This window comes from Pontibacter korlensis (assembly GCF_000973725.1).
In the GTDB taxonomy this organism is placed as follows: domain Bacteria; phylum Bacteroidota; class Bacteroidia; order Cytophagales; family Hymenobacteraceae; genus Pontibacter; species Pontibacter korlensis.
In genome coordinates this window covers 4,236,872-4,252,940 of the sequence record NZ_CP009621.1, presented here as the reverse complement: position 1 = coordinate 4,252,940, position 16,069 = coordinate 4,236,872, and the positions used below count along the sequence as shown (strand labels likewise).

Annotated in this window: 11 protein-coding genes; 6 read left to right on the top strand and 5 right to left on the bottom strand. The window is 48.4% G+C overall.

The genetic code is table 11. From position 1 onward, the window contains the following. Positions 1-19: 19 nt before the first annotated feature. Complete coding sequence (locus PKOR_RS18335; protein ID WP_046312577.1) at positions 20-2,098, top strand: alpha-ketoacid dehydrogenase subunit alpha/beta; 2,079 nt, start codon at positions 20-22, stop codon at positions 2,096-2,098. 83 nt (positions 2,099-2,181) lie between these two features. On the opposite strand, the gene tamL is transcribed toward PKOR_RS18335, so the two are convergent. Then, positions 2,182-4,584, bottom strand: coding sequence for a translocation and assembly module lipoprotein TamL (gene tamL / locus PKOR_RS18330; RefSeq protein WP_476704248.1), 2,403 nt, complete (start codon positions 4,582-4,584; stop codon positions 2,182-2,184). Positions 4,585-4,637: 53 nt separating this feature from the next. Here tamL and PKOR_RS18325 point away from each other — a divergent pair, with 53 nt between their 5' ends. Then, positions 4,638-5,384, top strand: coding sequence for a TrmH family RNA methyltransferase (locus PKOR_RS18325; protein WP_046312574.1), 747 nt, complete (start codon positions 4,638-4,640; stop codon positions 5,382-5,384). Between the two features lie 59 nt (positions 5,385-5,443). Here the strand turns inward: PKOR_RS18325 and PKOR_RS18320 are convergent, their stop codons facing one another. The 3 genes from PKOR_RS18320 to PKOR_RS18310 are packed head-to-tail and all read right to left on the bottom strand — an operon-like array spanning position 5,444 to position 8,042. Continuing rightward, on the bottom strand, positions 5,444-6,577 hold the full coding sequence (locus tag PKOR_RS18320) for an outer membrane beta-barrel protein (protein WP_046312572.1): 1,134 nt from the start codon (positions 6,575-6,577) through the stop codon (positions 5,444-5,446). A gap of 10 nt (positions 6,578-6,587) precedes the next feature. Then, positions 6,588-7,493: an anti-sigma factor gene (locus PKOR_RS18315; RefSeq protein ID WP_046312570.1), complete on the bottom strand. Its 906-nt coding sequence runs from the start codon at positions 7,491-7,493 to the stop codon at positions 6,588-6,590. Positions 7,494-7,508: 15 nt separating this feature from the next. Further along, the gene (locus PKOR_RS18310; protein ID WP_046312569.1) at positions 7,509-8,042 is read right to left on the bottom strand and encodes an RNA polymerase sigma factor; all 534 of its coding nucleotides are present in this window, start codon (positions 8,040-8,042) and stop codon (positions 7,509-7,511) included. Positions 8,043-8,302: 260 nt separating this feature from the next. On the opposite strand from PKOR_RS18310, the gene PKOR_RS24845 reads away from it, so the two are divergent. The 3 genes from PKOR_RS24845 (at position 8,303) to PKOR_RS18295 (ending at position 14,334) form a co-directional block, all read left to right on the top strand. Beyond that, on the top strand, positions 8,303-8,626 hold the full coding sequence (locus PKOR_RS24845; RefSeq protein WP_148561742.1) for a DUF6660 family protein: 324 nt from the start codon (positions 8,303-8,305) through the stop codon (positions 8,624-8,626). A 140-nt stretch (positions 8,627-8,766) separates the two neighbouring features. Continuing rightward, positions 8,767-13,152: a CusA/CzcA family heavy metal efflux RND transporter gene (locus tag PKOR_RS18300; RefSeq protein ID WP_046312566.1), complete on the top strand. Its 4,386-nt coding sequence runs from the start codon at positions 8,767-8,769 to the stop codon at positions 13,150-13,152. Positions 13,153-13,158: 6 nt separating this feature from the next. Beyond that, complete coding sequence (locus PKOR_RS18295) at positions 13,159-14,334, top strand: efflux RND transporter periplasmic adaptor subunit (protein ID WP_046312565.1); 1,176 nt, start codon at positions 13,159-13,161, stop codon at positions 14,332-14,334. A gap of 162 nt (positions 14,335-14,496) precedes the next feature. Here the strand turns inward: PKOR_RS18295 and PKOR_RS18290 are convergent, their stop codons facing one another. Next, positions 14,497-15,222: an arylesterase gene (locus PKOR_RS18290; RefSeq protein ID WP_046312563.1), complete on the bottom strand. Its 726-nt coding sequence runs from the start codon at positions 15,220-15,222 to the stop codon at positions 14,497-14,499. Between the two features lie 148 nt (positions 15,223-15,370). On the opposite strand from PKOR_RS18290, the gene PKOR_RS18285 reads away from it, so the two are divergent. Then, on the top strand, positions 15,371-16,069 hold the full coding sequence (locus PKOR_RS18285) for an ABC transporter ATP-binding protein (protein ID WP_046314635.1): 699 nt from the start codon (positions 15,371-15,373) through the stop codon (positions 16,067-16,069).

Below are 16,069 nucleotides of genomic sequence, written 5' to 3'. Positions count from 1 at the left end.
GCAAACCTTAACGCAACCTATGTCTAAAGAAACCCTGGAAGCCGTAAAACTCGATCTGGAACTACTAAAAAAGGCTTACCGACTAATGATTACTGCCAAAACCATGGCAGATACCTACGAAGAAAATAAGGCAATTTGCAGCAAGTACGTGCATAGCACCTCCCGTGGACATGAGGCCATTCAATTGGCTGCTGCCCTGCAATTAAAGCCTTACGACTTCGCTTCTCTCTATTACCGCGACGATTCTATGCTGTTAGGTATGGGCCTGCAACCCTACGAGCTCATGCTGCAGCTAATGGCCAAGGCGGATGATCCTTTCTCAGGCGGTCGCACCTACTATGGCCACCCATCCCTTGAAAGGGAAGGGTTTCCTACCATTCCGCACCAGAGTTCTGCCACAGGTATGCAGGCTATTCCCGCTACAGGCATGGCGCATGGGTTGGCTTACCTGGAAGGGCAGGGGCTTCTGAATGGCGAGGAGAAGCCTGTCGTGCTTTGCTCTCTTGGTGATGGCTCTGTAACAGAGGGTGAGGTAGCAGAGGCTTTTCAGATGGCTGTGCTGAAGGGGTTGCCAATTGTGTACCTGGTGCAGGACAATGATTGGGGTATATCTGCTACCGGTAAGGAGATGCGGGCCATGGATGCCTTCGAATATGCCGCTGGTTTTAAAGGTATGGAACGCCTGCGCGTGAACGGTTCTGACTTTGAAGAGTCGTATGAAGGAATGCGTGTGGCAATAGAATATGCTCGTAAAGTACGCCGCCCTGTACTGGTTCATGCCAAGGTGCCGCTTCTAGGGCATCATACTTCAGGCGTGAGGCGGGAGTGGTACCGCGGCGAAAACCTGCAGCAGCATAGTATAGACGATCCGATACCCAAGCTGCGCGAGGTACTGTTGGCTGCAGGTGTTGCTGTGGATGAGGTAAAGCTGCTGGAGCAGGATGCTATGAATACTGTAGCCAATGATTACCAGCGTGCCTTAAATGCTCCTAATCCTGATCCTGCTACTTTTGATACACATGAATTTGCCCCAACTCCGGTTACACAAGAGCAAGGGCAACGTAGCCCTTCTGGTGCCGACAAAGCCATTATGGTAGATGCAGCACTGCATGCAGTTGACGAAATTCTGAAGGCTTACCCGGAGGCGCTGTTCTACGGGCAGGATGTAGGAGGTGAGTTGGGAGGCGTTTTCCGGGAGGCTGCCTTACTGGCAAAGAAGTATGGCGACGCTCGTGTCTTTAACACACCGATACAGGAAGCGTACATAATTGGCTCAACTGCTGGAATGTCTGCTGTTGGTGCTAAAGCTATAGTAGAGATACAGTTTGCTGACTATATTTGGCCAGGTATAAACCAGCTGGTAGAGGAGCTTTCTAAAAGCTGCTACTTGTCTAAGGGCAAGTTTCCTATACAGTCAGTTATTAGGGTTCCAATTGGCGCTTATGGTGGGGGTGGCCCATACCACTCCGGAAGTATAGAGTCTACCCTTCTTAATATCCGGGGCATAAAAGTAGTTTACCCAAGCAATGCGGCCGATATAAAAGGATTGATGAAGGCTGCTTTCCTGGATCCGAACCCGGTTGTTATGCTGGAGCACAAGGGGTTGTACTGGTCTAAAGTGCCAGGTACGGAAGATGCCAAAACCGTGGAGCCTGATGAGAACTACGTGCTGCCTTTAGGCAAAGCAAACATTGTGCAGCATGCCGATGAGAAGGAAATCATAATGGGGAATAGCTTGGCCGTAATCACCTACGGGATGGGTATATACTGGGCTAAAACAGCCTCTAAACAGTACCCAGGCAGTGTGGAGATAGTTGACCTGCGCACCCTTAACCCGCTGGATTATGAAACGGTTAAGGCAGCGGTTGAGCGCCACGGCAAAGCACTTGTTCTGACGGAGGAACCTTTGATGAACTCTTTTGCGGAATCACTGGCAGGGCGCTTGTCGAAGGACTGCTTCCAAAAGCTGGATGCGCCTATCTATACTTTAGGTGCTGCCAACTTACCTGCAATACCATTGAATGTGGGGCTGGAGAAAATGATGCTACCTAATGCCGAGAAAGTAGCAGCGCAGATACAGGAGCTGTTAAACTACTAGTCAGTATCAAGAGTCAAACAAGAAGCCCTGGCAGATACCTTCTGCCAGGGCTTCTTGTTTGACTCATCTGAAAGTATAAATTATTAGAAAGGATAACCAATGCCAATCTGAAGGGTGCTCTGGTTGCTTCTGGTAAAGAAATCGGCAATGTTAAATTTAGGCAGTACAAAACGGTCCTCTTTCCAAACAGCCGGGTCGTATACCTTCGTAGCAAAGTCAAATCGCAGGATCAACACAGATAAGTCGAAGCGGAGACCAAAACCGGTTCCTACTGCCAGCTCTCTGTAAAAGCGATTGAAGCTAAAGTCTGCACCAGGTCTGATTGGATCTGGACGCAGCAGCCATACATTTCCAGCATCCACAAAAAAGGCTCCGTTAATGAAGCTGAACATGTTGAAGCGGTATTCCATGTTCGCTTCCAGCAGTACCTCCCCGGGCTGCTCAATATTATAATCTCGCACGATAATCTTATTTCCTTCCTTATCCTCCGTAACCGTAAGGGCGGCATAGGAACCGAGGCCTAATCTGCGCGACTGCCAGGCCCTTACACTGGAAGAGCCCCCAGCAAAGAAAAACTTGTCGTAGGGAATAGTGTTACCGCTGAACATAGCAGAGGCTACACCGGCATTTACTCTATAAACAAAGTAGCGCTGCCTGCCAAGTGGTATATAGCGCCGGTAGTCTGGGTTTATTCGGCCGTATTGGTAGGTACGCAGGTTGTTTATGTCCAGATTTAACCCCAGCTCTTTTGTAAGACCGCCAACTTCTATCAAAGTTCTAAAGAATCGGGCATCGCGGGTTTGCGTAAAGTCGTTGGTGTTGTAGATAAAGTTAAAACCTACAAACGAGATGATACCGTCATCAAAGCTACCTAACAGAGATCTGCTACCAGCGCTGTTGTTCTCTAATCTGCTCCTGAACTCCAGGTCCCTTATCTCGCCCTGAACGATGTTAAAGTTAACAGGCGAGAAAATAAACTGCATTACTGGCGGCTGTAGCGGGTTTCGTGAACGCTGCCAGATGTAGTCAAGTCCCAGTTCATAAGTGGAGCGGACGTACTCCTGGCGGTCTTCACTGTTATAACCAGTGTAAAAGCGCGTGCGGGGACTAAAATCCGATAAAAGATTCTTATTTGTGAATGGGAAAAGTATAACCGGGAACGAAAGCGAAGAGTTCAGGCCAAACTCCTTGATCATTACTGCTTCGTCAGGGTCTGCCAAGCTAGCTTGATACTCAATACCGCCTCTCACTCCGAAGTCCAGGTTTTCTGCGCCGCCAAATACGTTACGAATGCGCAGGCTAAGGCTCGAAAAAGGACCAGGCCTTTTCTCTGTAAAGTTCATACCCAGCTCTGCCGTTTCCTGGAATTTCTTGGCAGGAAGAGCATTTACCAAAGCATTTAACTCGTAACTTGAATCTGTCGGTGCTTCTACCTTACTATAGAAGACGTTGTTAAACTGAAAAGCATCCAGGTCAGCAAGTTTCCGCTGTGTTGTAAGTGTTCGCAGCTGGCTATAGCGCTGTCCTGGATATACATCAACCTTCTTGTCTAGTATCAACGGCGAATACTTGTGGTCATAGGCCACATATTCTACACCATTATAGACCATCGTATCCCGTGGTATTCCAAAGCGGTCGGCATCGGTTTTGAAGTATACATTCTTGATGGTGTATACTTTATGGGCAGAATCCTGCTCCGGGCTCTCAATGATTGTTTTGATGCGAGCAGTGTTTTCAGCATAGCTGGTGTCTACCTCAAACTCAATATAGGCACGTGCAAAGTCGTAATAGCCACGGTTTTTCAACAAATCGTACAGGCGATCACGCTCCTGGCTTATCTGCTCTTCATCATAGCGTTCTCCTAACTTCAGGCGCGACCTGCTTTCGGTGCGCTGCACAATCTCCAGGATGCGCGGGTCTTCAATACCGTAGCTAATCTCAGAGTAGTGGTAAGGCTGCTTTTCATCAATATTGATGTCAATATAAACGAGCTTGTCTTTCCTTTCCTCTTTAGTGTAGCTTATCTGATTGTTAAAGTAGCCTTTCGAATTGAGGTAAATACCAATCTGGTCCATCGTCTCCTGCATGCGCAGCGAGTCATAAATGGCAGGTGGTTCACCAAGCTGCATCACAAAGTTACCCTCCCGCAGCTTTACCTTCAGGCGCTCTATGCGGCTGTTATACTTATCCCGCAGCTTGTTTATGCGCACGGTATCAGTGCCAGCCTCCTGTATTTTGCGAACCATCCGGTTCTCCTGCTTTTCGATGCGCCGCTGAATATTTTGCGGATCGTAAAACTTTTTACCGAAATTGTAAAGCACCAGGTAGGGAGTTGAGCCCAGCACCATACGGTTTGGTTCCTGCTGGTAAAGGCTCTGAATGGCAGAAGGTTGTACGGTCTTAAGCCCTTTGGGCTCCATACTCACAAGCAGCTTCTCGTTTTCTCCAAGGTTCCGGGTTGGAATGCAAGCATTCAGCCCGAGCATTGTAAAACTCAGGGCAGCTATGTATAATCGTGACTTCAAACGTGTAACCAGCTATGTTATCGAAAGCAGTTGTAAAGTATATTAAATCGTTGCAAGTAAAAAAATACCGCAACCAACACCAAGCCTTTGTGGTGGAGGGAGCCAAAAGTGTACTTGAGCTGCTGCAATCTGAATTTGAGCTGCAACACCTTCTTGTTACCGAGGACTTCCTGCGGGAACATACCGCTATACTTGGCAAAGGTTTGAACTACGAGGTCGTGAAGGAAGAAGACCTCATAAAGGCGGGCACCTTTGCCAGTAACAACGCTGCTCTGGCCGTTGCAAGTATGCGTAAGTTACCGGCGCTGCAAATTAAGCCATCTGACCTGATCATTGCCCTTGATGACATCCGTGATCCTGGTAACCTGGGTACTATCATCCGTATTGCCGACTGGTATGGTATAAAGCATGTGGTCTGCTCCGAAAGCTGTGCCGATTTCTATAACCCAAAGGTTATTTCTTCTACCATGGGCTCCTTTACACGCATACAGGTTCACTATCTCGACTTGCCGGATTGGCTGCAGCAGCATACCAGCAAGTTTAATATATATGGAGCGGCTCTTAATGGAGAGAACCTGCACCAAATGCAGCTGAAACCTGAAGGTATCGTTGTGTTAGGCAACGAGGCTAATGGCATCCGGCCGGAGGTGGCAAAGCAGGTAAACCACCTGATCAAGATACCAGCCTTTGGCGGGGCGGAATCACTGAATGTAGCAACGGCAACAGCCATCATAATCGATAACTTTAAGCGTAACAGCTAAAAATAAAAAAGGAGCCAGCAGCCCCTTTTTTACTCTCACCTTAATTGTAAACTCTATACTTAGTAGAATAATCTGAATCCAAAGCTTACCACATTGGTCTGAGGTCCGCGGTTGTCTTTGAACAGGTCGTTCATGTTATACTTGGCAAAGAGGTCAATACCACCGTAGCCAATTACACCTTCTATGCCGTACTGGAAATCGCTGAGGTTAAAGCTGTCGCGGGTCTTGTCTTTCTCTGTTTTGCCGTTCTCCTCATACTTCAGTTTAGTGTGGCTGCCCAGGCGGTAGCCTACAAATGGTCCTGCACCAATCTTAAAGCCATCTTTGCCGTTCTCTCTGTCAAACTCCAGGGTTGCCATCAGCGGCAGGTTTATAGAAGAGTGGGTCAGTTTGGACTTCTCATAGTTCATGTCAGGCTGGTGTACAAAGTAGGTCACATTGTCTACTTCCTGCACCATAATGTTGTCGTCGAACATATAGTTGTTGAAGGCAAACTCCAAACCAGACACCAGGTGGAAAGGACTCTTGCGGCCACCTACTTGCGACTTCAGGCGTAGGTTGAGGCTTACGTAGCGTGATCCCCATGGTCTAAGGTCTACCATGCTGCGGCCTTGCTCAGTGAAGGTGTTAAAGCCAAGGTCCATGTCGAAGCCGAAGTGGGTAGATTTATAGTTCTCCACTGCTTTGGCCTGCTTTACGCTGTCTCGCTCTGCTTTGGTAGGCACATCCACGTTTACTCTGGTGTTGCCGCCGTCTTCCTCCACATCCACTTTTATTTTAAAGTTTTTGTTGATGATAACCTCGTGCGTCTCCTTGTTCACCTTACCTGTTTTAGGATCTTCTTCCTGCACAGTAATAGTTACCTGCTCACCTTTGCCTCCTTCGGCCTCCGACTTGTTAAAAGTCACCGTCATTTCTTTCGACTCCTGGTTTGAGTTCTCCATTTGGTCCACGCGCTCCACATACTTGTTTAGTTCGCGCATCAGGGAATCGAGGCTGTAGTTTTGGAAAGCCTGTAGTTGCTGTATATTTTGCAGGTGCAGGATCATGGTGGCGCCGTTAGCCATTTTCACCACAATAGTGTCCTGTTCAGCTGAATTTAAGCGTTCTTTCAGGGTGTTACCGCCTTTGGCAGACACACCGGTAGCGGCGGCCATGAAAATGGCCATGACGAGTAGTAGTATCCGTTTCATGTCTTTGGGTTTAGAGGTTGATCACTTTTGAAATTTTCTGTTTGCCGATCTGTGTTTCCAGAGCTACCCGGTCGGCCCGGATACCCAGTTCTTCCAGCTCCACACCATCGCCGGAGGCCAGGTTGCGCACCTGCTTAAAAATGTTCTTGGCCAGTTCTTTCTTCTTGCTGCTGCCTTTAACCGCTTCAGTTTCATCTGCCAGGGCAGTCTGAGTGGCTAGGGCACGCTTGATGATAATTTCAACTGGCTCAGCATTTAGGTCAGCTTTGGCAAAGCCTGCAGATTCCTTTGCCGGGGCAACCTCAATTGCTGAAGTTTCTGGTGTAGTATGGGCTGCGATGGCCGTCTGCGCATCTTGTTTAACAAGCTTTCCTACAGGGGCTTTAGCGTTTTGCTTTTGCTCTATAGCTTTAGGTCTTGCTTCGGCTATTGCCTTCTGTTTGATTGGATCGTTTGTTATGGTAGATGCAGCGTTTTGATCGGCGGTTGCCTGGGTGGCAACATTTTTTTCAGTTTCTGGATTTTCCTCCGTGGCTTCCTCGTTTTCCGCCATCATACCTTCTGTAGTGGCTGCTTTTTGCTTAGGCTCCACAAGTTCGTTCGCAGGAGTCTCCTGAGGTAGCTTTACATCATACTTGGTTATTGTTTCGTTAATTTCCGGAGTGCCCGTGTTGATGTTATAAAACACCACGCCCACAGCCAACAGCAGCGACAGAGTAGCTGCCACAGAAGAGTACACCCACATAAAGCGGCGTTTCCCTTCTTTCTGCTCTGCCTCCGGTGTGAGCACTACCGGCGCAGGTGTTTCCTCGGCTTCCATGCGTTCCTGCAGGCGGCTCCAGAGGTCACCAGGAGGGGTGGGAGTGTTATTGCCCAGGCGCTCCTTAAATAATTTGTCTATGTCTTCTGGTCTCATATGTCATCCTCCTGTTTAGTTGGCAACCGCTTCCTGTCCCTCAAGTCTGCGCTGTAGCATGGTGCGAGCCTTGCTTAACTGTGACTTTGAGGTTCCCTCGGTGATACCAAGCATATCAGCTATTTCTTTGTGTGAATAACCTTCTATAGCGTACAGGTTAAAAACCGCCCTGTAGCCAGCGGGTAAAGTTCTTAGCAGCTCCAGCAGTTCTTCTTCTGCCAGATCCTGATCTGCGCCTGCAGTAGAGGCTACCTGTATGTAGGTGTCTTCGATAGCCATATGCAATGGCTCTTTCTTGCGCAGGAAAGCTAATGCTTCGTTCACCATAATGCGACGAATCCAGCCTTCAAAGCTGCCTTTTCCCTCAAAACGGTCCACGTTCTGGTAGATTTTCATAAACCCGTTTAGCAGTGCCTCCTCTGCATCCAGCTGGTTTTTCAGATAGCGCAGGCAAACGCCATACATTTGGGAGGCATACCGCTCGTACAGGAGCTTCTGTGCTTTCCCGTCTGCCTTGCGGCATCCTGCTATCAGTTCTGCTTCTGTCACGATTAGTAAAGATTTAACCTATAGTGTATTTCCGTTGTCGTCATGAGGGAGCATTTGCTGCTCTTTACCCCTTAGATGCAAAGTACCCGTGGGGAGGTTGCCTGAGGATATATAAATTTTAATCTTTTTTTCGTTATGCCCAACCCTTACACTATAAATAGCTGAACATCAGCTATAAAACTTTCATGATTTTGTTAAGATCTATTCTGAATAAGTACACCGGTTTAGAATTTTAAAGCTGGTGTTCTATTTTTGCCTGCATGAGATTACTCGCACTGCTTATGTCCCTGTTGCTTACCTGGTCTGCCTGGCAGCCATGTACAGACAAAATTGTGGGGGAGCATGAGCATGTGTTGGTAGTGGACCCGGCCGATACGACCGGAGAGAGTCCCTTTCATGAAGATACCTGCCCGATTTTCTGCGTCTGCCACTGCTGTGTTACCCTCACGATTGTGTCCAACGAATTTGTGCAACTCGTTTTCAGGGAGTTTGTAGAGCCGCAGGCAAAACCTTTGCATTTCGATGAGCAGGAGGTAAAAAGCATTTCCTTTAGCTTGTGGCACCCTCCCCGGGTGTTGGTTTAACCAATTTATACTTCCGGTTTACACTGTTGCTACATCTCAGTAGGTGACATGACATGGCTTTACCCTTAGTTGTGCCTGGGGCCACTGTTGTTGCACCTGGACCGGCATATCCATTCACACAAGCTAATTAGTGTAATATCATGTTTCAGAATATTATTAGTTTCTCCATCCATAATAAGTTGGTGGTGGGGCTGATGGTGCTGGCATTGGTGGTGGTTGGCGTATACAACCTTACCAAATTGCCTGTTGATGCCGTCCCCGACATAACCAATAACCAGGTGCAGGTAGTAACCTCCTCACCTACGCTTGCAGCCCAGGAGGTAGAGCGTTTTATCACCACACCCATAGAAATTGCCCTGGCTAACGTGCCTGATGCCATCGAAATGCGTTCAGTGTCGCGCTTTGGCCTTTCTGTAATCACCGTTGTTTTTGAGGACGACGTAGATATTTACCTGGCCCGGCAGCTCATAAAAGAACGGCTCGATATGGCTGTAGAAGAAATCCCGCCCGGAGTAGGAACACCGGAAATGGCACCTGTAAGTACAGGCCTTGGTGAAATTTACCAGTATACCATCCATACAAAAGAAGGCAGCAACAAAGAATACAGCCCTATGGAGCTGCGCACTATTCAGGACTGGCTCGTGCGCCGGCAGCTGCTGGGCACACCCGGCGTGGCCGATGTGAGTAGCTTTGGCGGGTTTCTGAAAGAGTATGAGGTGGCTTTGAACCCGGACCGCCTGCGCAGCCTCAACCTCACTGTTCCGGATGTACTGGAGGCCATTAGTTCCAACAACGAGAACACAGGTGCCGCCTACATTGAGAAAAACAACAGCGCCTTCTTTATCCGTGGCCTGGGTATGGTTAACCAGCTGGAGGACATAGAGCAGGTAGTGGTAAATAACCGCGAGGGAGTGCCTGTGCTGGTGAGCGATGTTGCTGAAGTAAAGTATGGACATCCGGTGCGATATGGCGCCCTTACCCGCAATAACGAAGGCGAGGTAGTGGGTGGCATCGTGCTTATGTACAAGGATGCCAACTCATCACAGGTTATTCGTCTGGTACAGGAACGTGTGAAGGAAATCCAATCCACGTTGCCGGAAGGCCTTGTAATAGAAGCTTACCTTGACCGCAGCGAGCTAGTTGACAGGGCAGTGAGCACAGTTACCAAGAACCTGATTGAAGGTGGCTTGATAGTGGTGTTTGTACTGGTTCTGTTGCTTGGCAATTTACGTGCAGGCCTGGTGGTAGCTTCCGTTATCCCGCTTTCCATGCTGTTTGCCATTACCATGATGAACCTGTTTGGCGTTTCGGGTAACTTAATGAGCCTTGGAGCAATCGACTTTGGGTTGATTGTGGATGGGTCTGTTATTATAGTGGAATCGGTGCTTCACTTTATAGTCGCGAAAAATGCTAACCTGCCTTTGCGGAAGCTCACGCAGCGCGAGATGGACAATGAAGTAGAAAGTGCCGCTTCTAAGATCATGAATTCCGCAGCATTCGGTATGATCATCATCCTGATTGTTTACCTGCCAATTATGGCACTGGTAGGCATAGAAGGTAAGATGTTTAAGCCAATGGCGCAGACTGTGAGCTTTGCCATCATGGGTGCCTTCATCCTGTCGCTTACTTATGTGCCGATGATTTCTACGCTTGCGCTGAGCAAGAAAACAAAGCACAAGCGCAACATCTCCGACCGGATCATGGATAAGATCATGCACCTGTACCAGCCTGTTATACGTTTTGCGCTGCGTAGCAAAGCCTTGATAGTTGGAGTAGCAGTAGGACTGCTGGCGCTTAGTTTAGTCGTGTTTAGCCGTATGGGAGGTGAATTTATTCCGCAGCTGGATGAAGGTGATTTTGCAATGGACTTGCGCCTCGTGCCTGGAGCTTCACTTGAACAAACCATACAGACAACTCTAAAAGCCAGCGAAATACTTCAAAAGAATTTCCCGGAGGTAACGGAGGTAATTGGTAAGATCGGTACAGCAGAAATTCCTACAGACCCGATGCCGATTGAGGCTGCTGACGTGATGATTCTGTTAAAAGATCGCGATGAGTGGACCAGCGCCAGTACACGTGAGGAACTCGCTGCCAAAATGGATTCCGCCTTGCAGGTACTACCAGGGGTAAACTACGGTTTTCAGCAGCCTATACAGCTCCGTTTTAATGAATTGATTACCGGTGCCCGCCAGGATGTTGCCGTGAAAATATACGGAGAGGACCTGGACAAGTTAAGTGAACTAGCTGGAGAGGCAGAGAAAATCATTCGCCCGGTGCGTGGTGCCCAGGATATGTTCGTGGAAGAAGTGACGGGCCTTCCTCAAATTGTAGTAGACTTCAAGCGCGACCGCCTGGCACAGTATGGTTTGCATGTGCAGGACGTAAACCGAGTACTCCGCACGGCATTTGCCGGAGAGGCTGCCGGTTCAGTGTATGAGGGTGACCGGCGATTTGACCTGGTAGTGCGTCTGCAGCAAGACTTCCGTCAGAACCTCGGTGATATACAGGATTTATATGTGCCGCTGCCAGCTGGTGGGCAGGTGCCTTTAGTACAGGTTGCTGATATCCGTTTTGAAAATGGGCCAATGCAGATTTCCCGCGAGCAGGGGCAGCGCCGCATTGTGGTAGGTTTCAATGTACGCGACCGTGACGTGGAGTCGATCGTGGAGGAAGTAAAGCAGAAGCTGGATCAAGGCCTAGAGCTGCCTGCAGGTTATTATATTACCTACGGAGGACAGTTCGAAAACCTGATCAACGCGAAACAGCGTCTGCAGCTAGCAGTACCAGTGGCCCTTTTGCTTATCCTGGTGCTGTTATACTTTACGTTTAAATCCGTGATGCAAAGCCTGCTCATCTTTACAGCCATTCCACTGGCTGCTATAGGCGGTATTTTTGCCCTGTGGCTACGCAATATGCCTTTCAGTATATCAGCAGGAGTTGGCTTTATTGCGCTTTTCGGTGTGGCAGTGCTTAATGGCATCGTGCTTATCGGTTATTTTAACCAGCTCAAAAAAGATGGTAAGGACAACGTGTATGAGCGCGTGATAGAAGGCACTACAGTGCGCTTACGCCCTGTGCTCATGACAGCCTCTGTGGCTGCACTAGGGTTCCTGCCAATGGCCCTTTCTACATCGGCCGGTGCAGAGGTGCAGAAGCCACTCGCTACCGTCGTAATTGGTGGTTTGGTTACCTCGACATTGCTCACGCTTGTGGTACTTCCGGTGCTATACTTTGTTTTTACTTCAAGGGAAGAAAGTAAAGCACAAACCGTTAAAGTACATCCAGTTGTATTGCTGCTGTTAAGTACAGGTTTATACTTTGGAAGCAGTTTCTCCACAATGGCACAGGAGGCTCCACAGCAGTTGGATCTGCATGGAGCACTGCAGTATGCCAGGGAACATAATCTTACGCTGCGCGCTGCGCAACTAGAAGCTAACCGCCAACAGGCACTAAAAGGAGCAGCCCTTGACCTGTCTAAAACGAAGCTTAACTATAGGAGAGGACAAATCAACACTGCCGAGACTGATGAAGAGCTTACAATATCGCAGGAATTTGCCTTCCCGACAGTGTATGGGCGACAAGCGAAACTAGCTGATGCACAAGTGATGCAGGCGGAGGCAAAGCTGCAACTCGCAGAGCGGCAGGTCTTGCGGGATGTAAAGCTTAACTTTGAGCTGCTGCAGCATATGCAGAACAGAAGGCAGCTTATACTAGCCCAGGACTCACTGTACAGCAAGTTCGAAAGAGCAGCCCAGGTACGGGAGCGTGCCGGTGAGACAGGTGCCTTGGAGAGAGCTACAGCAGAGGCTAAGCGCTTGAGTCTAAAAGCTGAGCTGGCGCAGGTTAATGCTGATGTTGCCATTACTGAACTACGCTTGATGCAATTGTTGAATGCCCCTAAAGGTTCGGTTAGATTTAATGCAGACACACTGCAGGTATATAGCTCAGAAGTAGTGGCCGACACAGCCGCCGCGCAGGCATGGCTGAAGTTGCTGCAGAGTGAAGTAAACGTGGCAGAACAGCAGACAAAGCTTGAGAAAGCAAAGCTACTGCCAGACTTCAGCATTGGCTATTTTAACCAGACATTTGTTGGAGAGAATCCTGCAAGAGACCCTTCTCATTTTTATACTTATTCAGATAGGTTCTCGGGTGTAGAAGCAGGTATTTCTGTGCCGCTGTGGTTCGGGGCGCAGAAATCAAAAATAAAAGCGGCCCAGCTAAATCGGCAGACTGTGCAAAAGCAGGCTCAAGCGCAAGAGAAGCAGCTGCAGACGGAGGTGCTAACTGTACTTCAGGAGGTACAGAAACAGGCGCAGCAGCTGGAATATTTTGAGCAGGGAGCACTTAAGCAGGCAAAGCAATTAGAGAAAGCCGCAGACTTAAGCTTCAGACTTGGCCAGGTAGACTATATGGAGTATGTGCAGGCAATGGAGCAGGCGTATGCTCTGCGGTTGCAGCACCTCAATGCCCTGCTTGATTACAACCAAAGCATCATTCACTTACAGTACTTAACCGGAGAAGAATAACCAACCATGAAACGATATATTTTACCAGCAGCATTGGCTGCTCTGATACTTAGCACTGGCTGTGCTGATCAGAAAGAAACACCTGCTGAAACAACTGCAGAGGAAAACCAGGCAAGTACAGATACAGAAGCTAGCGACATCGTACATTTTCCTGCACAAATGCAGCAGGTAAGCCAGATACAGGTGGGGCCTTTGCAGGAACGCGAACTGTCTACACGTGTGCCAGCTAAAGGACAGCTTTCTTTGCCACCCCAGGGTATGGCCAGTGTCAGCCCCTTGATAGGAGGCATGGTGCGCAGCATTAAGGTGATTGAGGGGGATTATGTGCAGAAGGGTGCAGTTTTGGCTAGCATCGAAAACCCCGATCTACTAGAGCTGCAAGAGGCATACCTTTCTGCCAACAGCCAACTGGGTATGGCTCAACAGGAGTTTGAGCGCCAAAAAATGCTTTCAGATGAGCAGGTAGGTGCACTTAAAAGGTACCAACAGGCTACTTCTGATGTGCAGGTACTACAGGCAAAGCTAAAATCCTTGGGTGAGCAACTGCAAACCTTAGGTATATCGCCAAAAAATGTAGAGCGCGGGCAAATTACCCGCACCCTTACGCTTAGAGCCCCTATTGCAGGTTATGTACAGTCTGTGAGTGTAAACTTAGGAACATATGCAGAGCCTAACCAGCCAATCTTGCAAATAATCGACGACAGCCACCTACACCTTGACCTGAGCGTGTTTGAGCGAGATTTCGCAAAGCTGGATAAAGGGCAGAAGGTGGTTTTCTCGATTCCTAATGTTTCTGGCCAGCAGGTAGAGGCTGAGATATTTGCCATTGGTAAATCCTTTGAAGGGGAGACCCGTGTTGTGCCTGTACACGCAGAGATCAAGCACAACCAGAATAAAGGACTACTGCCGGGCATGTACATCAACGGACAGATTATGACGGGCAAACGCCTTACGTCAGCTGTTCCTGAAGAGGCTATTGTGCTTTATAAGAGCAAGCCTTTTATCTTTCAACAGTTTGACGAAACATCATTTAAAATGATTCCTGTAGAGGCAGGTGTGACTGAAGATGGATATACAGAGGTTATGCTGAAAGAAGCGTTGCCTCAGAACGCGCAGATAGTGCAGAAAGGTGCCTCATTTATACTTTCTGAGAAGATGAAGTCAGAAGTGGCAGAAGAATAGGATATTATAAACACCCTAAAAAAGAGAAACGGCTCCCCGCTAAAGAGGAGCCGTTTCATGTTTTATGAAAATCAAATTTTCAACTTTTAGCCACTCTTGTAAACGGAGGTGGCAATAATAAGGTTACGAGTTCGTTGAAAATATTTTATTTTTTTAAAAAACTTAAACGCCCGCCTGTTCCTCTAATATTGGCTCAAGCACTTGCCATACATTTTTAGCTAAAATCTTTTGTCCTTCTTCGGTAGGGTGAACGCCATCTGCCTGGTTCAGCTTTGGCTCTCCGCCTACACCTTCCAACAGGAAAGGAATCAAAGCAACATTCTCTTCTTCAGCCACACGGGTAAATACCTCCCTGAACTTCTGCGAATACTCTTGCCCCATACTTGGTGGAACCTGCATACCTGCCAAAACTATCTCCACCTTAGGGTTCTTGGCTCTCACTTTTTCTATGATTGTCTTAAGGTTGCTGTATGTCTCCTCCGGGTCGATGCCTCTTAGTCCATCATTTGCACCTAACTCCAGTACAAATACATCCACAGGCTGTTTATTCAGAAGCCAATCGATCCTGTTTTTACCGCCAGCAGTAGTCTCACCGCTGAGGCCCGCGTTAATTGCCCTGTAAGGGAGGTCGAGCGAATCGATGCGCTGTTGGATTAGTGCTGGAAAGGCCAGGCCCGGATCATCCAGCCCATACCCTGCGGTCAGGCTGTTTCCAAAGAATAGAATGGTTTTTGTCTCAGCCTCGGCAGCAGGTTTTTTGGAATTGCGGTCTGTCGATCGCGCTTCCTGCTCCTGGTTAATCTTCTGATTTGTTGCTGTGTCGCCACACCCGGAAAGGGCGGCAAGAACGGCTATACCAAGAGTTAAAAATTGATTCTTTATCGTCATCATGTATTTTTTACTAAATTTATACTTACCTAAAGCTAAACCTATAACGTACCCTAAGAGTTATTTGGTTTTGAGTAAGCACAAGGCTTAAGATGGCTTTATGTGCTCCTTCTCAGCAACATCAACTTCTAAAATCAAACGAGACAAAGTGCCTACCATACTACATATACAGGATCTGAAAAAGACCTACGATAGCGGCGACCGACACCTGACAGTGCTGCAAGGTATAAATTTTTCGCTTCAGGCTGGCGACGTGTGCTCCATTGTAGGGCCATCGGGCAGCGGTAAAACCACGCTTCTGGGTCTTTGTGCCGGGCTAGACCGTGCCTCTTCCGGCTCAGTTATACTCAATGGCATTAAGCTGGATAGCCTGTCGGAGGATGAGCGGGCGCAGGTGCGCAATAAATATGTAGGCTTTATATTTCAGAACTTTCAACTAATCCCTACACTCACAGCACTGGAGAATGTGATGGTGCCGATGGAACTGCGGGGCGAAAGAAATGTACAGCAGCAAGCTATGGAGCTGTTGGCCAGGGTAGGTTTGGCCGAGCGCCACGACCACTACCCAACACAATTGTCTGGAGGGGAGCAGCAGCGGGTGTCATTGGCCAGGGCGTTTTCTAACAAGCCTACCATACTTTTTGCCGATGAGCCAACCGGTAACTTAGACGAGGAAACGGGTGATCGTGTAGAGAAACTGCTCTTCGACCTAAACCATGAGGCAGGCACTACGCTGGTGCTGGTAACCCATGACTTGGATCTGGCAGCTAAAACTGATAGAATCATTCGTATAAAAGGTGGCACAGTCGTATCTGATCAGGTAACGTCTATCGTGAACGATGAGTAA